At 70.3% G+C, this 26,162-nt stretch carries 23 protein-coding genes; 11 read left to right on the forward strand and 12 right to left on the reverse strand.

What is annotated here, in order from left to right; translation table 11 throughout:
- Nucleotides 1-297: 297 nt before the first annotated feature.
- Nucleotides 298-2,610 carry a heavy metal translocating P-type ATPase gene (locus AB0J88_RS21880; RefSeq protein ID WP_364361505.1) on the forward strand — a complete coding sequence of 771 codons (2,313 nt, stop codon included), beginning with the start codon at nt 298-300 and terminating at the stop codon, nt 2,608-2,610.
- Between the two features lie 23 nt (nt 2,611-2,633).
- On the opposite strand, the gene AB0J88_RS21885 is transcribed toward AB0J88_RS21880, so the two are convergent.
- Genes AB0J88_RS21885 through AB0J88_RS21905 form a run of 5 tightly spaced genes read right to left on the reverse strand, consistent with a single transcriptional unit; the run spans nt 2,634 to nt 7,538 of the window.
- Nucleotides 2,634-3,431 carry an FAD:protein FMN transferase gene (locus tag AB0J88_RS21885; protein WP_364361503.1) on the reverse strand — a complete coding sequence of 266 codons (798 nt, stop codon included), beginning with the start codon at nt 3,429-3,431 and terminating at the stop codon, nt 2,634-2,636.
- Nucleotides 3,428-3,874, reverse strand: a complete 447-nt coding sequence (locus AB0J88_RS21890; protein ID WP_364361501.1) for an FMN-binding protein — start codon at nt 3,872-3,874, stop codon at nt 3,428-3,430. Before AB0J88_RS21890 ends, AB0J88_RS21885 begins: the two co-directional genes overlap by 4 nt.
- Nucleotides 3,875-3,926: 52 nt before the next feature.
- Nucleotides 3,927-5,303 (reverse strand): ferredoxin reductase family protein, encoded by a 1,377-nt coding sequence (locus AB0J88_RS21895; RefSeq protein ID WP_364361499.1) that lies wholly within the window; start codon nt 5,301-5,303, stop codon nt 3,927-3,929.
- Between the two features lie 22 nt (nt 5,304-5,325).
- Nucleotides 5,326-6,852 (reverse strand): HAMP domain-containing sensor histidine kinase, encoded by a 1,527-nt coding sequence (locus tag AB0J88_RS21900; RefSeq protein ID WP_364361497.1) that lies wholly within the window; start codon nt 6,850-6,852, stop codon nt 5,326-5,328.
- Entirely contained in the window at nt 6,849-7,538 is a 690-nt protein-coding gene (locus AB0J88_RS21905; RefSeq protein WP_364361495.1) for a response regulator transcription factor, read from the reverse strand. Before AB0J88_RS21905 ends, AB0J88_RS21900 begins: the two co-directional genes overlap by 4 nt.
- A 262-nt stretch (nt 7,539-7,800) precedes the next feature.
- On the opposite strand from AB0J88_RS21905, the gene AB0J88_RS21910 reads away from it, so the two are divergent.
- Nucleotides 7,801-8,814 carry a universal stress protein gene (locus AB0J88_RS21910; RefSeq protein ID WP_364361493.1) on the forward strand — a complete coding sequence of 338 codons (1,014 nt, stop codon included), beginning with the start codon at nt 7,801-7,803 and terminating at the stop codon, nt 8,812-8,814.
- Between the two features lie 52 nt (nt 8,815-8,866).
- Here the strand turns inward: AB0J88_RS21910 and AB0J88_RS21915 are convergent, their stop codons facing one another.
- Together AB0J88_RS21915 and AB0J88_RS21920 are read right to left on the reverse strand one after the other, a co-directional pair.
- The gene (locus tag AB0J88_RS21915; protein WP_364361491.1) at nt 8,867-9,526 is read right to left on the reverse strand and encodes an anti-sigma factor; all 660 of its coding nucleotides are present in this window, start codon (nt 9,524-9,526) and stop codon (nt 8,867-8,869) included.
- Nucleotides 9,527-9,533: 7 nt separating this feature from the next.
- On the reverse strand, nt 9,534-10,112 hold the full coding sequence (locus AB0J88_RS21920) for a sigma-70 family RNA polymerase sigma factor (RefSeq protein WP_364361489.1): 579 nt from the start codon (nt 10,110-10,112) through the stop codon (nt 9,534-9,536).
- A 154-nt stretch (nt 10,113-10,266) separates the two neighbouring features.
- Between AB0J88_RS21920 and AB0J88_RS21925 the strand changes: the two genes are divergently transcribed.
- Nucleotides 10,267-11,091, forward strand: coding sequence for a DUF4397 domain-containing protein (locus tag AB0J88_RS21925; protein ID WP_364361487.1), 825 nt, complete (start codon nt 10,267-10,269; stop codon nt 11,089-11,091).
- Entirely contained in the window at nt 11,088-11,756 is a 669-nt protein-coding gene (locus AB0J88_RS21930; protein WP_364737965.1) for a class F sortase, read from the forward strand. The genes AB0J88_RS21925 and AB0J88_RS21930 overlap by 4 nt, the downstream gene beginning before the upstream one ends.
- Before the next feature lie 355 nt (nt 11,757-12,111).
- On the opposite strand, the gene AB0J88_RS21935 is transcribed toward AB0J88_RS21930, so the two are convergent.
- Nucleotides 12,112-12,459 carry a hypothetical protein gene (locus AB0J88_RS21935; protein WP_364362194.1) on the reverse strand — a complete coding sequence of 116 codons (348 nt, stop codon included), beginning with the start codon at nt 12,457-12,459 and terminating at the stop codon, nt 12,112-12,114.
- Between the two features lie 90 nt (nt 12,460-12,549).
- On the reverse strand, nt 12,550-13,749 hold the full coding sequence (locus AB0J88_RS21940; RefSeq protein ID WP_364362195.1) for an ROK family protein: 1,200 nt from the start codon (nt 13,747-13,749) through the stop codon (nt 12,550-12,552).
- Nucleotides 13,750-13,960: 211 nt separating this feature from the next.
- Between AB0J88_RS21940 and AB0J88_RS21945 the strand changes: the two genes are divergently transcribed.
- The 4 genes from AB0J88_RS21945 (at nt 13,961) to AB0J88_RS21960 (ending at nt 19,292) form a co-directional block, all read left to right on the forward strand.
- Entirely contained in the window at nt 13,961-15,262 is a 1,302-nt protein-coding gene (locus AB0J88_RS21945; protein ID WP_364362196.1) for a hypothetical protein, read from the forward strand.
- A 32-nt stretch (nt 15,263-15,294) separates the two neighbouring features.
- Complete coding sequence (locus AB0J88_RS21950) at nt 15,295-17,178, forward strand: alpha/beta hydrolase-fold protein (protein WP_364362197.1); 1,884 nt, start codon at nt 15,295-15,297, stop codon at nt 17,176-17,178.
- Nucleotides 17,179-17,284: 106 nt separating this feature from the next.
- Nucleotides 17,285-18,316, forward strand: coding sequence for a LacI family DNA-binding transcriptional regulator (locus AB0J88_RS21955; RefSeq protein WP_364362198.1), 1,032 nt, complete (start codon nt 17,285-17,287; stop codon nt 18,314-18,316).
- A gap of 34 nt (nt 18,317-18,350) precedes the next feature.
- Complete coding sequence (locus AB0J88_RS21960) at nt 18,351-19,292, forward strand: family 43 glycosylhydrolase (protein WP_364362199.1); 942 nt, start codon at nt 18,351-18,353, stop codon at nt 19,290-19,292.
- Here AB0J88_RS21960 and AB0J88_RS21965 read toward each other — a convergent pair.
- Complete coding sequence (locus AB0J88_RS21965; protein WP_364362200.1) at nt 19,235-20,152, reverse strand: LysR family transcriptional regulator; 918 nt, start codon at nt 20,150-20,152, stop codon at nt 19,235-19,237. The genes AB0J88_RS21960 and AB0J88_RS21965 overlap by 58 nt on opposite strands.
- A 100-nt stretch (nt 20,153-20,252) precedes the next feature.
- On the opposite strand from AB0J88_RS21965, the gene AB0J88_RS21970 reads away from it, so the two are divergent.
- On the forward strand, nt 20,253-21,137 hold the full coding sequence (locus tag AB0J88_RS21970; RefSeq protein ID WP_364362201.1) for an NAD(P)H-binding protein: 885 nt from the start codon (nt 20,253-20,255) through the stop codon (nt 21,135-21,137).
- A gap of 57 nt (nt 21,138-21,194) precedes the next feature.
- Nucleotides 21,195-21,800: a hypothetical protein gene (locus AB0J88_RS21975; RefSeq protein ID WP_364362202.1), complete on the forward strand. Its 606-nt coding sequence runs from the start codon at nt 21,195-21,197 to the stop codon at nt 21,798-21,800.
- Nucleotides 21,801-21,939: 139 nt separating this feature from the next.
- Here the strand turns inward: AB0J88_RS21975 and AB0J88_RS21980 are convergent, their stop codons facing one another.
- Nucleotides 21,940-22,539: a TetR/AcrR family transcriptional regulator gene (locus AB0J88_RS21980; RefSeq protein ID WP_364362203.1), complete on the reverse strand. Its 600-nt coding sequence runs from the start codon at nt 22,537-22,539 to the stop codon at nt 21,940-21,942.
- A gap of 50 nt (nt 22,540-22,589) precedes the next feature.
- Between AB0J88_RS21980 and AB0J88_RS21985 the strand changes: the two genes are divergently transcribed.
- Nucleotides 22,590-22,928 (forward strand): cytoplasmic protein, encoded by a 339-nt coding sequence (locus tag AB0J88_RS21985; RefSeq protein WP_364362204.1) that lies wholly within the window; start codon nt 22,590-22,592, stop codon nt 22,926-22,928.
- A gap of 46 nt (nt 22,929-22,974) precedes the next feature.
- Here AB0J88_RS21985 and AB0J88_RS21990 read toward each other — a convergent pair whose 3' ends face one another.
- Nucleotides 22,975-26,091 carry a beta-mannosidase gene (locus AB0J88_RS21990; RefSeq protein WP_364737968.1) on the reverse strand — a complete coding sequence of 1,039 codons (3,117 nt, stop codon included), beginning with the start codon at nt 26,089-26,091 and terminating at the stop codon, nt 22,975-22,977.
- Between the last annotated feature and the right edge of the window lie 71 nt (nt 26,092-26,162).

The raw sequence follows: 26,162 nt of genomic DNA on the forward strand, positions 1-26,162 counted from the left end.
GCTAGACCATGAGCCGAATTCGAATAGACCAGGCGATGATCTAGCCGGATAAAATCACAGGTGAACCGCCTTTCGCTCGGCTCGGTGCTGGCTTCGTGGTCTACCGGCAGCGCGCGGAAGCGATCGCCGACCCGAGCAGACCGGGGTGCATGGGGTCGGCTGGTGTCCGCGATACCCCGGCGGCGAAGGACCTTTGGCACTGGGTGCTGACCGCTCCGGGGGAGAGGGTTGGTCTCGGAGCCGTCATGGCGGGGGTGACCAGAATTGCCTGACGCGATCGGAGTGACGCCAGGTCCGGTGCGAAAGTGGCTACCGTGGCTCTGGGCGGCCCGTGCCACCCTTCTGTTCGGGCTGTCGGTGCTGCTTCTGCTAGCCGGCGTGGCGGCGCGCCTCCTCGACGGTCGTGATCTTGCCAACGGTCTGTGGATCACGGCGACCGCGGTCGGACTGGTGTACTCGACCGTCACGATCGGGGCGTCGCTGGGCCGCCGAAAGCCGTCCGTGGATGTGATCGCCTGGTTGGCGTTGGTGGGCGCGTTGCTCGTCGGGGAGCCGGTGGCCGGTGCGGTCATCGCGGTCATGCTGTTCACCGGCGGCGTGTTGGAGGCACGCGCGTCGGTCCGGGCCCGCCGCGAGTTGCGGCTGCTGGCCGCCCGGGCGCCACGGACCGCGCGGCGCGAAGGACCGGACGGGTTCCGCGAAGTACCGGTCGACCAGGTGACCGTCGGCGACCGGCTGATGGTCGGCGCCGGGGAGATCGTGCCGGTCGACGGGCGCCTGGCCGATGCCGGGGTGTTCGACGAGTCGGCGTTGTCCGGCGAGGCCAACCCCGTCGACCGGCAGGCAGGTGAGGACGTCCGCAGCGGCGTCGTCAATGCGGGCTCCGCCGTCACCCTGGTCGCGACCCAGAGCGCGGCCCAGTCGACATATGCCGGCGTGGTGCGGCTCGTCGAGCAGGCGCAGGCCGAGAGCGCTCCGTTCGTGCGACTGGCCGACCGGTTCGCCCTCGCGTTCGTACCGGTGACCCTGGCGGTGGCCGGACTGGCGTGGGCGCTCACCGGCGACCCGGTCCGCGCGGTCGCGGTCCTCGTGGTCGCGACCCCCTGCCCGCTGTTGCTGGCCGCTCCAATCGCGATCATGTCCGGTCTGTCACGTGCGGCGCGGCACGGCGTGATCATCAAGGGCGGCTCGGCGCTGGAACGCCTTGCGGCCGGACGTGTCCTGCTGTTCGACAAGACCGGCACGCTGACCCGTGGCCGTCCCGCCCTCAGCGGCATCATGACGGCGGGCGGGCTTGGCGCGGACGACGTCCTGCGGCTGGCCGCGTGTGTCGACCAGGCGTCCGCACACGTCCTCGCCGCCACCATCGTCACCGCGGCCCGCGACCGGGGCCTGCGCCTCGGAACGGCGACGCTCGTGCGCGAGCAGCACGGCTACGGCATCGAGGGCGTCGCCGACGGTCACCGCGTGCGGCTGGGCAAGGCCGCCTGGATCGTCGACGGCCCCACACCCGCCTGGGTCCGGCGAGCCCGTCGTCGAGCGGCCCTCGACGGGTCATTGACCGTGTTCGTCGCCGTCGACGGGCACCCCGCGGGAGTGCTCCTGCTGACCGATCCGCTGAGACCGGACGCGCCCCGCATGCTGCGGACGTTGCGCCACGCGGGCATTCGCCGGGCGGCGTTGGTCACCGGCGACCGCGGAGACATCGCGGAGACCATCGGTCGGATCGTGGGCGTCGATGCCGTGTACGCGGAGCGCGACCCGGCCGAGAAGCTGGCGATCGTGCGCGCTGAACAAGGGACCGCCCAGACGATCATGGTCGGCGACGGTGTCAACGACGCGCCGGCGCTCGCCGCCGCCGGCGTGGGAGTGGCACTGGCGGCCCGCGGCTCGACCGCGTCGGCCGAGGCGGCTGACGTGGTGCTCACCGCGGACCGGGTCGACGGCCTCGCCGACGCGATTCTCATCGCCCGCCGCAGCCGGCGCATCGCTCGCCGGTCCGTGGCCGTCGGCATGCTGATGTCCGTGGCGGCCATGGTCCTGGCCGCGCTCGGTCTGCTCTCGCCCACTGCCGGTGCCGTTCTCCAGGAGGGCATCGACGTCGTGGCGATCGCGATCGCGCTGACCGCACTGCTGCCCGGCCGCACGCACACCGTGCGACTGGCGGACAGTGACCTGGACGAAACTCTGCGGTTGTACGCGCAGCATGTCGCGATCCGGCCACTGGTCGAGCAGGTCCGCGCTCACGCGGACGCGCTGGACGGACCTGAGCCAGACATCGCGTCGGTGCGAAGCCTGGTCACCCGGCTCGAGTCCGAGTTGCTGACCCACGAGCAGGCCGAGGAACAACGACTCCTGCCGATCCTGGACCGCGCACTGGGACCGGACCCCACCGCGTCCCTGAGCCGCACCCACGCGGAGATCGAGCACCAGGTGCGCCGCCTACGACGCGCTTGCGACGAGATCGGCGAACAACCTGAGGCGGTCGAGATCACCGATCTGCGCGCCGCGCTCTACGGCCTGTACGCGATCCTCCGCCTGCACAACGCGCAGGAGGAGGAGAACGCCTTCAGCCTCATGCCCGACCAGGCACGCGCGGCCGCGAGGTGAGCGACGGTCCGGGACCGACGACCTCACGAGGCGCTCAGCGCGGTGGGGATTCCTGGCGTCGCGGCGACAAGACCGTTCCCGTCCACGACCAGCGCGTGGTAGCCGGGATGCCCGCCCAGCCAGGCGAGGTTGTCCGGGCCGCGCGCGACCGCCGCCGTGGCATAGACGTCAGCCCAGGTCAGCGACGGGCCGAGCACGGTCACGGATACCAACCCGGCGACGGCGCGGCCGCTGCGTGGGTTGACGATGTGCGCACCCCGGCGAGCGGTCCCGGACGTGGCGACCGCCGCCTCGCCGACCTCGAGCACTGCCCACAGCCGATCCGGCTCGGCCGGATCCTCCACGCCGACCCGCCATGGGGGAAGACCGTTGCCACCGCACAGCACGATGTCGCCACCGGCGTTGAGGCTGAAGTCGGCGACGCCGCGGTCGGCGAGCAGGGCGGCGGCCCGCTCGGCTGCCCAGCCCTTCACCAGTCCCGACGGGTCGAAGGCGGCCCGTCCGTCCCGGCCAGGCAACAACGCGTCGAACCAGCCGTCGGTGAGTTCCCGAGCCTGCTCGCACAGGTCGAGGACCTCGCGTACCAGGGGGTCGCAGTCGGTGAGCGCGCGGACGCCCTGGTTCAGTTCGCTGAGCTGGCTGTCGACCCGGTACAGGCTGAAGATCCGGTCAACCTGGCGCAGGGAGCCGTACGCCTCCGCCACCGCATCTGCCACGAACAGTGCGTCCGCACCGCTGCGGACGTGCACGGAGATCGGCATGCCCATGACCTGTTCGACCCAGGTGCGCCGTCCCGGCGGTCGGCCGGCCGTACCGGTCACGACCCGCCGCCCAGATGCGCGGTGTCCAGCGCGGCCTGCACAGATCGGCGGTAGGCGTCGCTGGTGGCGGTCGCCCCGGTGACGGTGTCGACGCGCGGGCTCTGCGCGTCCAGGACCTCCTGCCGCAATCGCGGCACCGCATAGGAGTTGATCCGTCGTGAATGCCCGTCCTCGGGCAGCGAGAGTGCGCTCACGTCCACGATTCGCCTGCCCGACACCACAATCCGCGCCTGGACGGGCCCGTACCCGTTGTCCTCGATGCTGCCGTTCACCGTCACCGTCTGGGCGGAGGACGTTCGCGGCGCCGGATCCGCAGCCGAACCGCTCGGTTCGACGATGCCCGGTGGAGCCGTGCCGGTAACACCCGCGGTGCTGGCGCGATAGCTGAACAAAAGCACGAGCACGGCGACAGTTCCGACCACAGCCAGCGTTATCCGCCTCATGGCTCCACCCTCCGGAGTTCGTTTCCCGCCCGGCCGTCCCGGGGCTTGCCCGTCACCACGCGAAGGACTCGTAGTGGATCTGCCCGCGCGGCACCTGGGCGCGCCGCAGCGTCTGGCGCACGGCCGCCATCCACGGCTCGGGGCCACACAGGTAGACGTCGTGGTCCCGTATGCCGGGTACCATGCGCAGAAGTGCCTCCTGGTCGCTGAGGTGACCGAGCCACGCGGGCAACCACGAGCCGTGCGCCGCCGCGGGACCGGTCAGGTAGTGCACGGCCGCGCCACGGCGGCGGGCGATCGTGTCCAACTCCGTCCGTAGCGGGAGGTTGTCGGCGGTGCTGGCCCGGTAGACCAGCACTGCTTCTCCCGGCCGGAACGACAGTTCCTCCAGCAACGCCCGTAGAGGTGTGATCCCGATCCCGGCGCCGAACAGCAGGATCTGTCGTCGCGTGCGGGTCGTGGCGGTGAGCCGGCCGTGCGGACCTTCGATCAGCACGCGGGTGCCGGGACGGGCGGACGCGATGCGGGCCGAGTCGTCGCCGCCGGACCGTATCGTGATGCGCAGGAGGTCGTCGCGCGGTGCGGCGGACAGCGAGAACGGGTGTGCGCGGGTCCAGCCGGTGCCGGTGAGAAACCGGAAGGTGAAGAACTGACCCGCTCTTACCGGCATGCGCCGCAGTCCGCGACCGGTGAGATGGATAGAGAAGACGTCCGCGGTCTCGCGCACGACGCGTTCGACGCGCAGCCCGTACCGGTGGCTGCGCCACAGCGGCAGCGCCAGCCGGAACACCAGGACGCTGCCGGCGCAGCAGAGATAGGCGCTCCACCAGTACGCGCGGGCGCCCGGCGAGCTGACGAAGTCGCTACCGGCCCAGAGTTGGTGTGGCAGCGCGAGCCCGACGCCGATGTAGGCGTACAGGTGCAGCAGATGCCAGGACTCGTAGCGCAGCCGGCGTCGTGCTGCGCGGATCGCGAGTCCGGTGACCGCGACCAGCGCGGCCGTGCCGGCTACGGCCAGGAGCATGCCCGGCTCGTCCACGGTGATGTTCCAGGCCTCGGAGAGCAGGTTCGTTTGGGCGGTGCCGGCCTCGCCGATGACGATCAACAGCACGTGCGCGCTCATCAACCAGAACGAAGCGAAGCCGGTGTACCGATGCCAGCGGGTGAGCCGGTCCTGGCCGAAGGCACGTTCCAGCCACGGTACGCGCGCCATCAGGAACACCTGCAGCAGCAGGAGATCGCTGGCGACCAGGCCGGTCAGCCGCCCCGCCGAGGTGGCGGCCGCCGCGCCACCGACAGTGAGCGCCTGCAGCCCCGAGCCGTGCAGCCACAGAGCGACCACCGCGACGACAGTCGCGATCCCCGCTGTGCCCATCAGATCCGTTGACCAGGACCTGGCCCGCCGCAGGGCTTGCCTTCGAACCGCCATGGCAGCAGCGTGACGCGGAAGTCTAAGACCTCGATGAGGATCCGCCGCGCTTCGGGTCGGCATCCGGGGGCCAGGTGGACAGGGCCGGCAGGTGGACGGTGAACAGCGCGCCGCCGGTGGCCGAGCGGCCAGCCTTGACCGTTCCGTCGTGCAACTTCACCGCTTGGGCCACGATCGCCAATCCCAGTCCTGACCCGGGCATGGCCCTCGCCGCCGTGGCCCGGTAGAACCGTTCGAAGACGTGTGGCAGGTCGTCGGGGTCGATGCCGGGGCCGGAGTCGGCCACCGTCAACTCCGCGCCTGGTCCGCCCGGCCGGATGCCGGGGCCACCGCCTCCGCCAGCCGGGTCGACGAGGCGCAGGACCACCCGGACCGGGCCACTGGCGCCGCCCCACTTGGCGGCGTTGTCGAGCAGGTTGGCGACCATCCTCTCCAGCGATGCCGGTCGTCCTGGCACGGTCACCGGGGCGAGGTCGACGACGAAGGGCACTTCCGGCCAACGCTGCCGGACCCGCTGCGCCGCCACACCGACTAGGTCGGCCAGATCGACCCGCTCGATCACCTCGCCGCTGTCCTCGCGTGCGAGGTCCACGAGCTCGCCGACCAGCTCGGTCAACTCCGTCACCTGGACGTCCAGGTCCCGCAGCAGGGCGGAACGGTCCTGCGCCGACATGACGCGTCCGGTTCCGGCCGACCTGTCAGCCCGGTCGAGCAGCTCGATGTTGGCGCGCAGGCTGGTCAGTGGCGTTCTCAGCTCATGGCCGGCATCCTCCACCAGCAGCCGCTGGGCGGCACGGGAGGCGCCCAGCGCGCCGAGCATCGCGTTGAACGCCGCGGCGAGCCTGGCGATCTCGTCACGTCCCTCGACGCTGATCGTTCCGGTCAGGTCGTTGGTGACGGCGACGTGTTCGACCGCGTGGGTGAGCCGGTGCACGGGGGTCAGGGCGGTGCGGGCGACAAGGAACCCGAGCGCCGTGGCGACCCCCACTCCTGCGGTGCTGACCAGAACGAGGATCACGCCGATCCGCGCCAGCGGGTGTTCGACGGCTCCGGTATCGGCCGCGACCTGCACCGTCGTGCCGTGCTCGCTCGCCGCGGTGAGCATCCGGTACTCCTGGCCGTCGACGTGGACGTCCTCGAAGGCCCGCACCCGTTCGCCGTGCACGACCGTGAGCGCCGCGGCCGTCACCGGCAACGATCGGCTGCCATCGCCCGACGGCCTCGGCCGGCCCGTCGCGTCGAGCAGTTGTACACGCGGACCGATGTCATGGTCGTGGTCGCCGTCCGGGTCCACGACGCTACCGCTGTTCGGGACACCGAGCTCGGCCTGGTGAGCATCCGCCACGGTGTGGGAGTCGGCCACGAGCTGGTTGTCCAGCTGACTATGGAGCTGGCTGGACAACACGAGGAAGACGACCCCGGAGACCGCGACGACCGAGATCGCCACCGCGGTGGCCGAGATCAACGCGATCCGGGACCGCAGCGTCAGCGCATGCCAGCGCAGCCGGCCCGCAAGCGCGAACGCGCGCGGTGCGCGCCCGCCGGTCATGGCGCACCGCCGCGGAGGACGTAGCCCACGCCGCGGACCGTGTGCAGGAGTCGAGGCTCGCCTCCGGCCTCCAGCTTGCGACGCAGGTAGCCGATGTAGACGTCCAGGGTGTTCGAGGCGATGTCCAGGTCGTACCCCCAGACATGGTGGAAGAGCACCGGTCGGGTGAGGACCTGCCGCGGGTGGCGCAGGAAGGTCTCCAGGATGGTGAACTCGGTGCGGGTCAACTGCATCGGCCGGTCACCTCGGCGAGCCTCCCGGGTGAGGGGATGCAGCGACAGGTCCCCGTGTCGCAACGGCGGGCCGGCGGCGCTGCCCTCCGCGGGGCCGGAGCGGCGCAGCAGGGCGCGCAGGCGGGCCAGCAGCTCCGGCGAGGCGAATGGTTTCACTAGGTAGTCGTCGGCACCGGCGTCGAGGCCGGCGACCCGGTCGGAGACGCTCTCGCGTGCGGTCAGCAGCAGCACGGGCACCGGATTGCCGTCCGCCCGCAGCGCACGGCACATCGACAGTCCGTCGCGTCGCGGCATCATCACGTCGATGACCGCCGCATCCGGCCCTTGGCTGCGGACCTGACGCAGGCCGGAGTCGCCGTCATCGGCCAGACAGACGTCGTAGCCCTCGAAACGCAGCAAACGGGACAGAGCGTCTCTTACCGCTGCCTCGTCGTCGACGACCAAAATGCGCACTTGAACCCCTGCCGTCCTGATCTAGCAGCCGATATGCCGCCCGATGCCGTGATAGCGCGCCTGGATGAGAATTGAATGAGAGTCTTCGGAGGCCCTGGGACCGCGGCTTCGACCCATCCTGTCGGCGTTATCGGGCGGTCCAGGACCAATGGCAGGCCGAGGATGGTCAAATGCCCCGGTTCAGCGCGAGCGGAGCGGGCCATGCTGGCCTACAGGGCAAGGTCTAGCCGGTGGGAACCACCGCCTGACGTCGAGGGGGGCCATGCGAATCCAGGTGCTCGGGGGGTACGACGGCTCGCCTGCGCCGATCAGCCCAGGACAGACCTCCCAGGGGGACGTGGAGCACGTCGCCGAGGCGGACGACGCCGCAGCGCGGGCGCCTGCGAACAGGACCGTGGTCGCGGGTGTCGACGGCTCGGCGGCCAGTGTGGCCGCTGCCGCCTTCGCCGGGGGTCTGGCCAGCCGGCGAGGGCTGCCGCTGACCCTGATGCACGGGTTCATCGACCCGCTCGGCTACGGCGTCCTCGGCCCGATGGCGCTGCCCGTCGCATTGCCGGACCCGCGCGACGAGGGCGGGTCGGTGATGCGGAAGGCGCTGGAGCTTCTCGGCGCCGAGTTCCCGCGGCTGCCGGTGCGCACAGTGCTGATGCCCGGCAGCGGTGCGAACGTGCTGATCGAGGCATCGAGGACGGCCGCCGCGGTCGTGGTGGGCCACCGAGGGCTGGGCGGATTCCCGGAACTGCTGCTCGGGTCGGTCGGCTCGCAGGTCGCCGCGTACGCCGACAGTCCGGTCGTCGTGCATGGACCGGCGGAGGAACGGGCACGCAGCGCGCCAGTGGTCGTCGGTGTCGACGGTGCGGCGGGCAGCCACGCCGTCGTCGGTTTCGCGTTCGAGGAGGCGGCCGGACGCGGCTTGCCGCTGGAAGCGGTCCACGTCTACCTGCCGACCGACGACGGCTCCGCGGCGCGGGCCGAGGGGCTGCTGAACGCCGCGGTCTCTCCATGGGTGGCCCGGTATCCCGACGTCAGCGTCCGCAGACGCGCGCGGTGCGTGAAGCTGGACGAGCCGGCATGGCCAGGGCACACCGGGCCGACAGCCAGCGCGGAGGCGGTCTTCGTCGAAGCCACCCGGCAGAGTGCGCTGGTCGTCGTCGGGGCGCGGGGACGAGGCGGCTTCACAGGGCTGCTGCTGGGCTCGGTGAGCCAGGCGCTCGTGCACCACGCCCACTGCCCGGTGGCGGTGGTGCGTCCCCACCGCTCCGGACCACCGTCCTGATCGCGTCGCGTCGCCAGCTGAACAGGCCCACGCCGACCCGCCCGGGATGCACCTAGTACGTGAGCGTTCCGCGCAGCAGGCTGCGGCCCGAGTGTGCGGCGTCGCCGTCGTGTGGCTCGTCGCTGATGTCGACCAGCCGGTAGCGGTTCATGTCGATGCCCGGTGGCACCGGGAGCACCACGTCCGGCCGGTCGGTGAGGTTGCCGATCGCGACCATCCTCGTGGGGTCGTCCGGGTCGATCAGCCACACCTCGTGGAAGCCGGTCGTCAGCGGCAGGTTCCGCACGTCGACGCGCATCTCGCCGGCGGCCAGCACCTGCACGGTCCCGCCCGCGGCCGAGGGCACGGTCGGAAGCGGCGAGAGGGTGGCCCGGGCCGTCACCGTCTCCGCCGGTGCCCGGTGCGACAGCCGGTCCACCGCCACCGTTCCGGCGACCGCGAGCACCGCTGCCGCCGCGGCGGCGAGCACCGGCATCAGCCAGCGCGGCCTGGGCCGGGTCGGCCGCCGCCCGCGGTCGGCGAGGTCCGGCCCGGGTGCGTGGGGCTGCCCGGCGATGCCGGCCTCGATGGACTGCCAGATCCGCTCGGGCGGCGCGGGCAGGTCACACACGTCCTGGCTTTCGGTGCCCAGGTCGGCGACGGTACGCAACGTGTCGAGCTCGTGGCGGCAGACCGCGCACTGAGCCAGGTGGTCGAAATCCGCAGTGCCCACGGTCTCCTCAGAGAGCGCGAGAAGGACCAGCCGATCGGGATCCAGATGTTGCACCGTCCACCTCCCAACGACGTCGCAGGTTCGCCAGTCCACGGCGAATATGGCTCTTGACCGTACCGAGCGGGAGCCCGGTGACGGCCGCGATCTGTGGATGGGTCAGGTCGTCGAAGAAGGCCAACTCCAGCGTGCGCCGCTGCTCGGCCGGCAGCCGGCCGAGCTCGTCGGCCACCACCAGCCGGTCGACGATCCGCTCCGGAAGCTCGGCCTGGTCGGGCGTGACGAGCTGGGCGCCGACGGTCTGCGTGATCCGGTCGTCGCGGGCGGTCGACCGGATCCGGTCGATGGCTTTGCGTCGTGCGATCCCGAGCAGCCAACCCAGCAGCGTGCCACGTCGCGCGTCGAACGTGTCCCGCCCGGCCCACGCCGCCACGAACGTCAGCTGCGTGACGTCCTCGGCGTCGGCGCGGCTGCTCAACAGGCGTTGGGCCAGGTAGAGCACCGCGGCGCCGTGCCGTTCGTACGCCGTGCGCAGCGCCTTCTCGTCACCGGCGCGCAAGCGCTCGGCGAGCTCGTCGTCGGAAACCATCGACCTCCTCCCGGGCAGCGCTCTCTTTCTCATTCGCTCCGCGGGCCTGAAATGGATGCACCGATTTTTCTACCGTGCGGGCGCATCCAGCGGCGGCTGCCGCGACGAAGACCAGGGCGTACGGAATTCACGACGATCTGTTCGAGGTGTCTCCATGCGTATCCTGCACCTTCGCCGCGCGGCCACGGTCGGCGCGGTAGCCCTGATCGCGTTCGGCGCCACCGGCGCGTTCCTGTCCGGCCCGGCCGTCGCCAAGGCGAACTCGCGAGTCTTCGTGGTGCACGGCATCCCGGGGCAGCCGGTCGACGTCTACGTCAACGGCGACAAGGCCATCCCGGACTTCCAGCCGGGCAAGGTCGCGGGTCCGCTGAGCCTGCCGGCCGGGCAGTACGACATCGCGCTCACCAAACCCGGTGAGGCGATCGCCGACGCGCTGCTGACCGTCGACGACGCGGACGTTCCCGGCGACGGGAGCATCAGCCTGGTCGCCCACCTCAGCGCGGACGGCGAGCCCGCGTTGACGCCGTTCGTCAACGACACGGCCAGGCTGGCCGCGGGCAAGGCCCGGCTCATCGTGCGGCACACCGCCGCCGCACCGGCGGTCGACGTGCGCGCCGGCGGCGAGCCCGTCTTCGAGGACCTGACGAACCAGAACGAGGCCAAGGCAGACGTCGACGCGGGCACGGTGTCCGCGGACGCCGTGCTCGCGGGCACGTCGACCCGGGTGCTCGGCCCGGCGGACCTCGACCTCCGGGAAGGCACGGCCACCATCGTGTACGCGGTGGGCTCGGCCGAGGACAAGACGCTCGGCCTGGTCTCGCAGAGCATCACCGGCCTGCACTCGGCGCCGGGCGGCGTGCCCAGCGGCGACGGCGGCGGCGCCGACCGGGGGTTGCCGCTGCCCTGGTACGCCGTCGGCGGTGCCGGCATCCTGCTGGCCCTGCTCGGCCTCGCCCGGCTCGCGACCGGCCGCTGGTGAGTGGACCCGTCGGCGCGCCCCGGCCTGTGCCGGGGCGCGCCCTGCTCCTGCTGGCGGTCGGCCTCGTCCTGACGGGAAGTGCCGGCGTGGCGGCCTGCCAGGCGTCACCACCCGGCGACTTCGGTCGCCCTACCGTGGCCGCGCCGACCGCCGCCACCACCACCGCATCGCCGCTGCCCGTCGTGGACGGCACGGCACCCACGGCCGCGGCTGAGGACGGACCGACTCGGCTGACGATCCCGGCGTTGGGGCTGAAGGCGACGGTCAACGCCGTCGGTGTCGACCCGGACACCGGCGACTTCGCGGTGCCGCCGAGCGTCGACCAGGTCGGCTGGTACCGGTTCGGGCCGGGCTTCTCGGCGACGGCCGGCTCGATCGTCGTCGCGGGGCACGTCGACAGCGCCGCGGAGGGGCGGGGCGCGTTCTTCGGCCTGGGCTCCCTCGAGGCGGGCGACGAGGTCGCGCTCACCGGCCCGGACGGGCAGAGCCGGACGTTCCGCGTGACGGCCCGCGAGCACTACCGCAAGACGGCGATCCCGCTGCAGAAGTACTTCGCGCGGGAAGGCCCGGTGCGGCTGACGCTCATCACCTGCGGTGGCCCGTTCGACTCCCGCACCCGCCACTACCGCGACAACGTGGTCGTCACCGCGGTGCCGCGTACCTGAGCATGGCTAAACCTGGACTTTGACCCTATCTGGTTCGATATCCGGCATAATTAGCCTTGGAACCTGAGCGATACCCACACCAGAAGGTTGGCCCCGGGATGCGACCCAACGTTCCGCCGCCGAGCGGCCCGCTCGCCCAGACGCTCAGCGACCTCACCGACGCCGTCCGCCAGCTACCCGCCGACGCAGAACATTCGGCGCCCGCGAGGCTGCGACGGGAAGCCCTGGCGTTGGCCGACCTCATCCAACGCGACGGCGCGAGCGCACACACAGCCGAGGCCGATCGCCTGCTGACCCGCATTCAGAGCTATCTCGTGGACGCGGCCGAGCGCGCGCCGGCCGACGAGCCGCTACCTCAGCCAGCCCTGCGGAACTCGACCAGGTCGCAGTTGTCGGGGTCACCGTCGAACGTGTAGAGCCACGGCGCGTCTCGATCGCCTGAGATCCACAACTGAAGGTCTCCGAGGCGCATGTCCTCGGTGGTCTCCGAATCGACGTCGAGGGTCCAGGTTCCCTCGCCGGCGTAGCCGGAGCGCTCCGGAAGATCGCTCGCGCTGTAGCGGCCGTCCTTCGCCAGCTCGATCCTCGCGCCGTGATCGCCGGTGTACACGCCCGCCAGGTCCGACACGGTGATGTCGTCGGGCGCGCCGGGCACGCACCCGAAGCCGCGGAAACATCCTGCGGCGGAGGTGGACAGGAGCACGGAGAGCACTGTGACAGTGGCGAGTTTCCGCACTTTTCCCCCGGGGATTCGTCTTGCCAGGCGGGCACGAGCCGGACCGCGACCAAGACTTTAGACGGAAGCCCGCGAGGCGTGGCGGGAGGCGTCCAGGAGATGCTCCGTGCGGACGAGAGCCGCTGCCCCCTTCAGATGTGCCGATGCGCCGAGCGACCCGGACGAGATCTTGACCGACGCCGCCATCATCGGCGGGGTGTAGTGGTCCACCGCCTCGCGAATGCCGCCTGCGATGACGTCGGCGGCCGCTCCCAGGGTGGCGTCCACGACGATGGCTTGCGGGTCCAGGAATACGACGAAGTCGGCGACGCGGCGGCCGAGGGAGCGGCCGAACCCGCGGAGCGCGCGCATGATCTCGAGCTCTCCCAACGCGGCCGCCGCGTCGAGGTCGCTCACGGTGAACGTCTTCCCATGAGCCACGGCCAGCTCGCTGAGCAACGCCGGGATGCTGGTGGTCTGCCAGAAGCAGCCGCGCGCACCGCACTCGCACAGCTGCCCGCTGTCGTCGACGTGGAGATGTCCGACCTCACCCGCCAGCCGCGATCCGCCACGGTGCAGCTTGCCCCCGATGACCAGACCGGCCCCCGTCCCGTGTGTGAGCGAGACATGCAGCACGGTGTCGAGACCCGCCACGTCACCGTAGACGGCCTCACCGAGCGCTGCCAGGTTGGCATCGTTCTCGCACACGACGGGACGGCCGAGGAACTCGCTCACGACAACTGCGGCGGGTCGTCCGTCCCAGTCCCGGAAGCGGCGCAGGTGTGAGCCTGCGGGCGAGTCCGGCCCGGGCGTCCGAGCGAACATCGACGGGCCGGGCAGCCCGAGGACGGCGAGCTCGACCTGCCGCTTTGTGACACCGGCGTCGGCGAGGGCACGATCGAGCAACTCCAGAGCCCGCGCGGGCGGGGTGAAGTCCGCCGGGCCGTGCACCGCGGAGAGGACCTCGCCGTCAGGTCGCACCACGCCGGCGAGGAACCCGTGTGCTGCCGCGAGGACCACGGCGAGGAGTCCGGGGGAGGCCGCGACGGACCAACCGCGGGCCGGGCGGCCCCTCGCCGAGCGGCTGGAGGGATGCTCCACCACGGTGCCCGCCGTTCGAAGGCGATTCAGCGCGTGCACGACACTGCTGCGCGCGGCGGCAAGCTCGGCGCAGAGCTCGGCGATCGTGCGTTGCCGGCCGTCCGACAAGGCCCGGAGGACGGCTCGCTCGGTGCCGGACAGGCCGCTGTCGAGGGCAGCGCGGGAGGTCGTGGGCATAGCCGTACTTTATAGCTGTTTCGTCATAACGGCGCCAGCGGTAAGGCTCCCGTGAATGCCCTAAGTGGACAGATATATACGGCGGTTTGGTCGTAAAGACATTGCAGCACTGGAATATTTTCGTCTATTGATTGTTTCGAGGGCGTTGCGTAGCGTCCCTGCCACGGCGCCTCCTGAGAGCGCGTCGCGCATCGATCGAAGGGACGAACCAGTGTCGAAGCGAACGTCCTTGGCCGCGGTCACAGTCCTGTTCGGCGCGGTCCTGCTCGCCCCTGGCACGGCCGGCGCCAAGCCGCCCGGCCATGGCGGCGAAGGAATCCGGAACGTCGTCCCGATCACGCAGGTCCTGGCCTTCGGTCAGAAGGTCACGGCCGTCGCGGTCGAGTACTCGTCGGCGGTGAACGCGCGGACCCTTGACCTCGATACGTACACGGTCTCGGACAGCCTCTACAACTTCCGCTTCAACCCCGTCGGCGACCTCACCGACCCGACGAAGCGAGCCGATCGCACGATCGTCGCGGTCTACACGAACGAAGCGCCGGACCTGAACGTGGACAAGCAGTCCGATCCGGGCAACTTCGTCATCGTCGAGCTCGCCACCGCGGATCCTGGCGGCAACACCGTGATGGCGACGGGCAACTACGTCAAGGTCAATTCCGATCCGCAGACGCAGGTCGTGCAGAACCACGACGTCTACGCTCAGCCGGGCAAAGGAAAGGGTCGCGGTCCCGTGCTCGCCCCGGCGTCCGACGAGGCACACAAACCCACCCAGCCCGCGATCAACCTGCTGGCCGACGACTTTGTCTACAAAAGATTCACCACGAGCACCGGCACGATGATTCCGTACGCGTACCACCTGCCCGACGACTACGACGCCGCCAGAAAGTACCCGGTCGTCGTGATCCTGCCCGGGCAGGGCATGGGATTCAACGGATCCAACGAAGGGGTGCAGATAGCGGCGGACATCCCCGCGACCGCGTGGCAGCAGGAGAAGTGGACCGGCACCGACGAGGACGTCATCGTGCTCGCGCCGCAGAACCAACGGGTCGGGACCGCCGCGGCTCAGGCCGACGTCATGGTCGAGTTGCTGAACGCCTTCGCGGGCGAGTTCTCGGTCGACCAGGACCGGATCTACGCGTCCACGGTCTCGTACGGTTCCACGCTCGCGTGGTCAGCGTTGGCCACCTATCCAGGTCTCTTCGACGGCGCCCTGATCACCGGAGGCTTCGCCGCGAGCGCGGCCCAGGCAACCGCCATCGCGGCGTCCGGTACCCCTGTCTGGATCACCCACGGCACCCATGACCATCTCCTCAACGTGGTCACGACGGGTCAAGCGTCGTACAACCGCATCTGGAACGCGTACATCGCACTCGGGAACACCCCTGCCCAGGCGAACGCGATGGTCAAGTACACGGAGTACGCCGACTCGGCGTTCTACGAGCCGGACCGGCACCTCGCCGCCGCCCCCACGTACGAGGACAAGACCATCCTGCGATGGCTCCTCGCGCGATGACGAGTCACAGGACAGCGAAGGAGCATGTTCGTATGACGAAGGCGATCACCAGGCGCGACTTCGGGCGCGGGATCTCGTTGCTCGCGCTCGGATCGATCGGTGCGGGCCTCATCGGCTCCGCCCCCGCTTCCGCGGCAGGCCGGTCCACTGTGGTGGAGGGTGCGACCGTCAAGGCGGATCCGCATTCACCGACGGGGTACACCGTCACGTTCGTCTATCGCAATCCCAACGCCACGCAGGTCCGCCTCGCCGGAGACCTCACGCTGCTGGATGTCAGCACCGGCAACACCCGGTATCAGCCGGAAGACTGGCAGCCGGGGCGGTACCACTGCGGAGGCACCGAGTTCCTCCGGGACATGACCAAGGACGCGCAGGGCTATTGGTCGGTCTCCGTCCCGCTGCACGCCGGCGGCCTCAGCTACTGGCTTCGCGTCTGGGACCCGACTGCGGGCTGGGTGAACAAACGCATCTGGGACCCGGCCTCGACGAAACCACGTCCCCCCGGCGAGTCGTCGTTCCGCGTCAGGAACAACGACGTTCTCGACGCCGTCTACGTTCCTTACGCCGAGAAGCAGAACGACCCGGTGTTGAAGGAACGTGCGGAGTACGAGCTTCCGATCGCGGACCGCGCGAAGCGGGGCACCGTCCAGTACGTGCCCTACACCACGATCCTCGGCGACGGCGGCCACTATCTCGGCATCTACCTGCCGGCCGACTACGATGCCGACCGCGCGGAGCCGTACAAGGTCGCGTATCTCGCCCACGGCATCTTCGGCGACGAGACGGACTTCATGGTGCCGGCGAACGTGCCGAACATCCTGGACAACCTGACGGCCAAGGGCGAGATCGAACCCACGGTGGTCGTCACCATGGGCAACCATTTCACGGGCACCAGCCTCGGCTTCGCCTCCTACAACCAGACCAACGCCGCCAACAACCTCGTCCAGACGATCCTGCCCCTGGTCGAAGCGAACTACAACGTCTCGACCGAGCGCACCGGGCGGGCCTACGCCGGGTTCTCGTACGGCGGGATGACGGGCGGCGTCGTCATCAGGAACTATCCGACGACGTTCGGGTTCTACGGACACTTCTCCGGCAACCCCTCGCTCACGGCGCAGGACTACGACACCATCGCCGCCGCGGTCGGCGACGACGACCTCTTCGTGTTCCTGGGCAACGGTGTCTTCGAGGGCAACCTCAACGCGCAGAACGCCATCGCCGACAACTTCCGGGCCCGCGGTTTCGGCGCTGCCACGACCCAGGTCCGCGGCGCGCACGATGGCATGACCGCGGGTCAGCTCTTCACCATCTTCGCCCGGGACCACCTGTGGTCGGGGGTCGACTCCGTGTCGGTGACGCCCGCGACCACGACGCTGACGACCGGCTGGAACTGGCAGCGGCGGTTCAGCGCCCGGGTGACGACAAATCCGGGTGTGAGCCCGGCCGTGACCTGGTCCGTCGAGGGAGCGGCCTCGGCCGGCACGACCATCTCCGCGGACGGCGTCCTCTCCGTGGCCGCTGCCGAGACCGCGGCGACGCTCGCCGTCGTGGCGACGTCAGTGGTGGACCGGACCAAGTCAGGCTCGGCGCGAGTCACGCTGATTCGCCCGGGCACGGCGGGGGTGGTCGTCAAGGCCAAGGCCGCGCCCGGATCGGTCGTCGCCGGCGGCACCTTCGAGCTGAGTGTCGAGGTGCGGGCCCAGCACCGGCACAAGAAGGATCCGAAGCCGACCGGGGAGATCGCCGTCACCTTCGGCGGCACCACGCGGGTCGTTCCGCTGGCCCACGGCTCCGCGGTCGTCCACCTGCCGACCACCGGAATGGAGGCGGGGACGCACCTCGTCCACCTCGCCTACTCCGGGGACCCGACATACGGTCCCGCCACAGCGGTGGAACAGCGGCTGCGGGTTCGCTAGCCGACAGGCCTGGTGGGCCGGTGACTCCGCGTCGCCGGCCCACCAGCCCGTCATCCTCCGATGCGGGACCATGGTGTGGAGACGTGCCGCGGGATTCGGAGGATCGATGGGCAGCAACAGGGCGACTCTGGCCGACGTCGCGCGCCTGGCAGGGCTGTCGAAGGCGGCGGCGTCGATGGTGCTCAACGGGCGGGAGGGGACGCGGCTTTCCCCCGAGGCGCACCAGCGGGTCTTCGCCGCCGCGGAGGAGCTCGGCTACCGGCCCAACGTCGCCGCGCGCAGTCTGCGCACGCGGAAGACGTCCACCATCGCGTTCGTCTCCGACATCGTCGCGAGCACCCGCTTCGCCGGCGGGCTGATCCGAGGCGCCATCGACGCGGCCCGCGAGCGCGACCACGTCCTGCTCATCACCGAGACGCAGGGCGACGCGGGCTTCGAGAGACAGGCGATCGACGCGATGCTCGACCGGGGGATCGACGGGGTGATCTACGCCGCCATGGCCACTCGGGGGCTGCACGTTCCGTCGGCCCTCCGGGCCGGGCCGGTCGTCCTGCTCAACGCGACCAGCCTCGACGAGCCGATGCCGTGTGTGCTGCCCGACGACGAGCGGGCCGGCCGCACGGTGACCACCGCCCTGATCGAGAAGGGGCATCGCGACCGGATCGCGGTGATCGGCCGCAACCGGCTCAAGGAGGACGAGCCGGAGGTCTCGCTCGCCGCCCGCGCGCGGATGGACGGCATCGAGCACGCCTTGTCCGTCGCCGGCGCGACGGTGCTCGCGGAGGCGTACTGCAGCGAATGGCTTCCCGAACACGGGTACCGCGCGACGCGCTCGCTGCTAGGCAAGCCGACCCGGCCCACGGCGGTCATCTGCATGAACGACCGGCTCGCGTTCGGCGCCTACCAGGCGCTCGAGGAGGCGGGGTTGTCCGTGCCCGCGGACGTCTCGGTGGTGTCCTTCGACGACGACCCGATCGCCGCGTGGTTGCGGCCCGGGCTGACCACCGCCGCCCTTCCGCACGAGCAGATGGGCCGCCGCGCCGTCCAACTGCTCCTCGACCGCGAGCCGACCGGGCGCGCCATGGTCCCGATGCCGCTGCGCCGTCGCCGCTCGATCGGCCCGGCTGCGGCCGGCTAACTGCTAAACCGATTCACCTGGTACGTTGCGCGCCATGCTACGACTGCCGGACCATTGGGTGTGGGACAGCTGGTACACGCGCGACGACGACGGGCGCTGGCACGTGTTCTTCCTCCGCGCGTCGCGGGCCCTGCTCGACCCGGACCGACGCCACCGCCGCGCCACCATCGGCCACGCCGTCTCCGACGACCTGCGCTCCTGGCGGCTGGTGGCCGACGCGCTCGTGCCGGCCGACACGCCGAGCTGGGACGACCTGGCGACCTGGACGGGCAGCACCGTCCGCGGCCCGGACGGTCGGTGGTATCTCTTCTACACCGGCGTCGGCCGTGGGGACGACGGCCTCGTCCAACGGATCGGACTGGCGACCTCCGACGACCTGACGACCTGGCACCGGCACGGCGCCCAGGCACTGGTCGAGGCGGACCCCACCTGGTACGAGGTCCTCGACCGGGACGCCTGGTACGAGCAGGCCTGGCGCGACCCGTGGGTCTACCCGGACCCCGCCGGCAACGGCTGGCACATGTTGGTTACAGCCCGGGCCAACGCTGGACCCGCGGCGGGCCGTGGGGTCATCGGTCACGCCACCTCGCCGGATCTCGTCACCTGGACCGTCCAGCCGCCGCTGACCACACCCGCCGGCTTCGGACACCTCGAGGTGCCACAGGCCGTGGTCGTCGATGGCCAGCCACTGCTGCTGTTCTGCAGCAACCAGGCGCCGACACGGCACCGCGTCTTCGTCGTGCCCGCACCGGGTGTGCTCGGACCCTGGGACATCGCCGCCGCGCAGCCCGTCGACCACCCGGGCCTCTATGCACCCCGGCTGCTCGTCGACGACCACGGGCACAGTCAGCTCATGGGATTCCTCGACGAGGTGGACGGCGCTTTCGTCGGTGAGCTGACGGGTCCGATCCCCGTCTGCTACGAGCCAGGAGCCGGGTTGCGCACCGGAGCCGCTGTCAAGGCTGCGTCGGCCTGAGCGGGCCATTGGTCGCCGACGGTCACCTGTGCGATCCGCGTGGCGGTGCGGACGAAGGCAGCCACCGCGGGTGACCGCGAAGCGGCCGGCCACGCCACCATCAGCGTCACCGGCTTCAGCTCTTCCACGGGCCGAAAGGCGATGTTCGGCCGAGGAAAGCGTCGGGCCACCCACTCCGGCAGGAACCAGACGATGGTGCCGACCTCGACCAGGTTGAAGATCTGTGAGAGGTCTCTTCGGGGGCCGTTCAGCGGCATCGGTGGGTGACCGTTCTCGGCCGCCGTTCCGTCCGGAAGCCGGCGCCCGGCCAGGTCGGACAGCCGCACGGCCGTTCGCGCGGCGAGCGGATCGGCGGCCGCCAGCGCCACGACGGTCGGCCCGGCCAGCAGCGGCTCCGTGTCCAGCCCACCGTCGTCGAACGGCGTCGGCACCAGTGCCACGTCGGCGCGTCCGCGGTGCAGCGCGCGTACCTGGTCGCCGGGACCACCCAGGAGCAGCTCGACGGGCAGGGTCTCGTACGCGTCCAGGATCTTCGGCAGCAGTCCGGCGTCGTAGTCGGCTTTGAGCGCCAGCCGCAGTGTCGGTGCCGGCTGTCCGGCGTGGCGGGCCCGGTGCTCGGCCGCCGCGACGGCGTCCAGCGCCACCTGGGCGTCGGCGAGCAGTGTCTCCCCGGCTGGCGTGAGCGTGACCTGACGCGTGGTGCGGATCAGCAGTTGCACGCCGAGCTGCCGTTCCAGGTCGCGGACAGCGCGCGACAGCGGCGGCTGTGCCATGCCGAGCCGCTCGGCGGCGCGCCCGAAGTGCCGCTCCTGCGCCACCGCCACGAAGTAGCGCAGTTGCCGGGTCTCCAGGTCACTCATACCGCCAGAGTATCAATCCAGACGGAAACGATCTTTCCGTCGAGAGCCGTGCCCGCATGTACTGGACTGCGTCATTCCAGAACCGAACGAGGGCAGAACGATGATTGTGGTTACCGGAGCGACCGGCAAGATCGGAAGCCGGCTGGTGCAGGACCTGCTCGCCGCCGGGGCGGCGGTGCGCGTCGTGGTCAGGGATCCGGCGCGGCTCGCGCCGGGCGTGGCCGAGCGGGTCGAGATCGTACGCGGCTCCCACGCCGACCCGGCGGTCGTGGCCGACGCGTTCGCCGGCGCCGGCGCCGTCTTCTGGCTCGTGCAGGCGAACCCGCGTGCCGAGAGCGTCGACGCGGCGTACTCGGGATTCGCACGCCCGGCGGTCGAGGCGTTCACGTCGTCGGGCGTCGGTCGTGTGGTCGGCGTTTCGGCGCTGGGTCGGGGCACGCCGGTAGCCGGGCGGGCGGGCCACGTCACCGCGACGCTGGCCATGGACGACCTGATCGCCGCCACGGGCGTGCCGTACCGGGCTTTGACGATGCCGTCCTTCATGGACAACACGCTGTGGCAGGCCGCCTCGATCGTCGCGCAGGGCGTGTTCTACGGCCCTTCGCGGCCTGACCTGCCGGCGCCGGCAGTCGCCACCCGGGACATCGCCGCCGTTGCCGCCCGGCTGCTGCGGGACGACACCTGGACGGGGTTCGAGGAGGTGCCGGTGCTCGGCCCGGCCGACCTGACCTACGACGAGATGGCGGTGATCATCTCCGAGGTGCTGGGCCGTCCGGTGCGCTACGAGCAGATTCCAGGCGAGGCGTACAAGGAGAGCGCTATGAAGGCCGGAACCTCCGAGCCGATGGCTCAGGGTCTGCTCGACATGGCGCTCGCCAAGGACAACGGGCTGGACAAAGGCGTCACGCGTACGCCGGAGCTCAGCACGCCGACGACGTTCCGCCAGTGGTGCGTCGAGGTCCTGCGGCCAGCCGTCCAGGCCTGACGATGTGACGTGGATGACCGTCGTTCATAGGAGCGGCGGGCATATCGTCTCCAGTGGGTGAGCAAACGCATGGGAACGGGCTTTCCGGAGGGACGCGCGCCGAGTCGGTGGGCGGTGCGGTCGGCGCACCTGATCACCTTGCTGGTGCTGCCCTCTGGCCTGTGGCGGGTCTTCGTGGCGTTGGGTTTCTCGATGGGCATCAGCTCGGCCGCCGGGGTCGACGCGTCGTCCGGGCTCGTGCGGGGCTGGGGCGTCTTCTACGTCCTCGCTCTGACCGCACTGTCCGAGGGCGTCAGCCTGCTCTCGCTCGGTCTCGTCCGACCCTGGGGCGAGGTCTTCCCGCGCCGGATACCCGTCCTCGGGGGCCGACGCGTGCCGCCACGGTCCACCACACTCGTGGCCGCGACCGGAGCGCTCGCCTTGACGGCCATCTGGACTTTCGCCACCGTGAACTTCTTCCGGCTCACCCTCGCCGGCACGCCGGGCCAGGGCCTGGAGTTCACCAACGCGTGGTGGGAGGCGTTGGTGATCGCCTGCTACGTCCCGCTGTTGCTGTGGGGACCGCTGCTGCTGGCGATCACGTGGGCCTACTACCGCCGGCGCACCGGGCGGTCCGCCGCGATCGCGCCGGTCGGGTCCGCACGCGGTCAGCGCGGGACATGAAGGCCTCCAGCCCTCGCTGGAGGCCTTCATCCGGTCACTGGATCGGCGTCCCGGGATTCACCATTAGGCGAGTTCGCCAGAATGGTGTTCGACTCCTTGTGCCAGCGCACGTAAGAGCCGGCACCCACACGTGCGCGGATCAGCCGGCATCGCCGGTGATCGTGGCGGCCTCGAGGAGTGCGCGAGCGGTGTTCCTGACCGTGTCGGTGGCCTGCTCGGGGGAGTAGCCGGCGATGTCGACGAGCCAGATCAGGGTCTCGATGCCCGTCGCCGAGCGGATCGCGACCGCGAGCCGGTCGACGTCGACGTGCGGGTGGCTGTCGCGCAAGGGCGCCAGGGCCTCGGCGATCCAGCCGATGGCGCGTCCTCGACGCAGCACCGGTCGGTCGCCGGCCGGCTCCAACGACAACCGCAGCGCGGCGCGCAGTTGAGGTTCCCACGTGAAGTTGTAGTCGGCGAACGCCGTCATCAGCAGGTCGAGGCGGGCGATCGGGTCCGTGGGCGCGTCGGACGGCAGCAGGCTGTCCGGCGAGATCGTGGGCTGGGCCGCCAGCAACAGGCTGCGCTGGTTGGCGAAGTAGCGGTAGGCGGTCGTGCGGGAGATGCCGGCCCGGGCGGCGGCGTCCTCGACCTGCGGAGTCAGGCCGGCCGCGAGCAGGTCGCGGGCGGCGGTGACCAGTGCGAGTCGGGTGCGTGACTTCTGCGCTGTTCGCCCACTCGCCTCATATGGCATCGCCATACCATCATGGTACCGTAGTCCCATATAAGCCGCCGGGGAGGAGTCCCGCCATGGATCCGACCGTCACCGACCCCGCCCTCTACAAGGTCATCTTCGAGAACGAGCGCGTACGGGTCCTGGAATACCGCGACGAGCCCGGCGACCGCACGCACGTGCACCGCCACCCCGACAGCGTGATGGTCACGCTGAGCGCCTTCCGCCGCCAGGTCGCCTCCGGCGGCCGCAGGGTCGACGTCGACCTGCCCGCCGGCGAGGTCCGCTGGGTCGGCGCCCAGGAACACGCCGGCGAGAACATCGGCGACACCGCGACACACACGCTCTTCATCGAGCTGAAGGAACCCGCACCCGCCGGCGGATCAGCCGGACACCTCGGCCCCAGCGCCCGGTAAGCAAGAAGGTGGCGGCCGCGTTGAGCGGCCGCCACCTTCGAGCGACTTACTGGACCGTCACGCGCTCCTTGAGCTCGGCCATCTTCTCCGGGGTGTTGGCCACGCCAGGGGTTGCGGACCCCGCGTCCGCCCACCCGTTGGCGTTGCCGAAGTGCTCGGCTCCGACCTGTGCGACGCAGTGGCAGTCGCCGCTGATGGACGTGGTCGCGACGTTGAAGCCGCTGACGGTCACGACCGGGTCCTGCCGGTTCAGCTCCGACGCCGCGTACGTCTGGGTGATCGTCTGTGATTGGCCCGGCCACAACGTCACATAGTTGTCGCTGTACGACGCCGGCCTGACCTGGCTGTCACCCGACCCAGGGCTGGACCCATGGCCCCGATGCACGTCCACCCGCACCATGAACGCCACCGTGTTCGAGGTGTTCGTCAGCGTGACGTCCGTGGCCGTGTCCTGCCCGTTCGGCAGACCCGACTGCCGGTGCGTCACCGCCGTCGCGCGGATCTTCGTCGTCGGCAGCAGCCCGTTGGCCGGATCCGCGGCCGGGCTCTGCAGGTTACGAAGGTCCCCGTAGGTGGACAGGTTCGGGTACGCGCTTCCCGTGTAGGTGGGAACGTCGTTGACCGTCGACAGCCAGTACACGTTGCGGTCCACGACCTTCCCGTCCCGCTTCAGGAGCAACTCCAGGAAGTACGTCCGTTGCGGCGTGCCGTTGACGTCCGGGAGCGTCGGGTTCGGCACCGTCAGGAGCTGGTTCATCACGCCCTGGCTGGGCATGCTGATGCCGGACGCGTTCTGTGTCGTCAGGACCTTGCCGCTCATGTCGTACGTCCGCGCCGTCACCGACAGCCCGTCCTGCGTCTGACCGGTCAAGTTGGACACACCGACGGTCCGGTTGCCAGGATCGGCCTCCGGAGCCGCGTACGCGTAGTACACGTGCAGCGACTCGTTCGCCTTCTTGGCCCCGAAGTACGTGCCAGCCTGGTCGAAGTCGTACCCGTAGAGGTTCCACAACAGACTCGGCATCGGCTTGTTCATCATCCAGTAGACCAACCCCGTCGACGGTGAGTCGGCCCTCGTCGAGTGGTCGAGATACGCCTCGAACTGCGCCCGCACCGTCTCGTAGTTCGTGGCCTGCGCCTTGCGTACGAAGTCGTCGACGCTCGGGTTGTCGCTGTAGAGGCCCGTGGCGCCGGGCGGGTTCGTCGGGCAGGTGACCGGGTTGGCCGTCCACGACCCGTAGCGGTGACAGATGGCGGTCGCGAGCACCCCGACGTGCTGGAAGCTCGAGTAGCTCGTCCCGCTGGACTCCTCACCCCGCCCCGAGTTGAACTGCGCCAGGTTCGGCGAGGTGACCAGAGCCTTCTGGTCGGCTGGCGTCATGAACCGGTCGAGCGAGTCCTGCGTCGGAATCGTCGACCCGGGGCTGGACTCGGTCTGGAACGCCCACGCACTACCGCGGTTGACGAACTCACCACTGGTGCAGGGATCGTTCCCGGTGCGCCCGCGGCAGTTCGAGCTGTACGCGTAGCTCGGCGGGAACCAGTTGTACGGCCCCTCCTTCATCCCCGACGGCCCGAGGGTCGGCGTGGACTTGTACTCCGCCGAAGCCATCACCGGCACGTCGAAGTCGGTCTCCGCGAACCCGCGCAGGACGCCCGCCTCCTGGCTCGCGGAGGGAACGTTGTCGCTCCAGCTGTAGAACACGACGCTCGGGTGGCTGCGCTGTTGACGGCCGAGGGCCACCGCGGTGCGGTAGTTCGTCTCCTCGTCCTTCGCGGTCCACCGCGACCCTTCCTCCCAGTAGTTGCAGCACAGGAAGCCGCCGTAGATGAGCAGGCCGGCGCGGTCCATCTGCTCGTAGAAGTCGTCCGGCTGGTCGTCTCCCTCGAGCCGCAACCCGTTGAGCCCCATCGACTTGATGAGCTGGATCTGGTCGGCGATGTTCTCGCTCGAGTAGCGCAGGAACATGTCCTGGTCCATCATCCCGCCGCCGCGGAAGACGAACGGCTTGCCGTTGACGGCGAACCACCGCGACCCGTCGTACGCCTTCGTGCCCGGCGCCGAAAGCCACGAGGAGATGGTCCGGATCCCGAACGTCGTCGAGTCGAAGTCCGATACGAGCCGGTCCCGCGAGACGCTCATGGCCAGCTTGTAGAGCGGTTGGTCACCCATCTGGTACGGCCACCACAGTTGCGGATGCCGCACGTGCAGCGCCGAGTCGGTGGTCGGATCGAAGGCGACGTCCTTCGACTCACCGGCGCCCAGGGTGATCGTCCTGCGCACGTTGATCGGGTGCTTGCCCTGCGGGTCGGTGATGGTCGCGTTGACGGTCGCGGTCCGCGACGAGCGGGACGTGTTCGTCACCGTGCCCTTGACCGTCAGGTCGGAGCTGCTCAGGTCGGCGGCGTTGGCCTGCACGACGTGCGCGTCGTCGAGCCGGAACGTGCCCGACGTGTGCAGCCGGACCGGGTACTTGATGCCCGTGTTCTGGTCGCGGGCGGCCTGCGTCCAGTCGTTGAAGTCCTGGGTCAACATCTCCCCGGGTACGTTCGGGTAGATCTGGAACGCCAGCGCGTTCGGGCTGTTGCCCTTGACCAGGTCGGTGATGTCGAATGTGTACTCCGGCTCGGAGCCCTGGATGACGTCCTTGGTGGCCAGCTGGACGCCGTTGACCCACAGGTCGGCCTGGCCCATGATCCCGCGGACCTCGAGCATCACGTTGCGGTCCGGGCCGGGCTGCGGGTGCGCGCTGAACTCCGTGCGGAACCACCAGGGGTGGTTGTACCGGTCGTTCGGAGCACCGTGCGCGTCGGGCTGTGGTCCCTGGCACGCGGTGAGGTTCTGCGAGTAGAAGATGTTGTTCGCGCCGCACTGGTCGTCCGGCGGGATGTTCTGGAGCTGCGCCGCCACGACGCTGCCCACCGCGTGCGCGTCGTTGGTGCGCACCGGCAGCCAGCCGTGTGGCGAGTAGGCGCGCCGGGAGATGAGGTCGCCGGTGTCAGGGGTGGCGGTGCTGCTCTGCACCTGCCACTGGCCGGCGAGGTCGACGGTCGACGGGGCGCCGGCGGAGGCCGCACTGCTGGGGGTCGCGGGGACAGGGGCGAGAAGCGAGCTGACAAGGAGTACGGGTAGGGCCGCTGCGACGGTGAGTCTGCGGTTCATTGGGGGGTTGCCTCCTCGGCATGATGAACGCTTTCCGATACCGACGGACCGTGCTTCCTCCTTTCCGGGTC

The sequence above is a fragment of the Asanoa sp. NPDC049475 genome (genome assembly GCF_040676915.1).
In the GTDB taxonomy this organism is placed as follows: Bacteria; Actinomycetota; Actinomycetes; order Mycobacteriales; family Micromonosporaceae; genus Asanoa.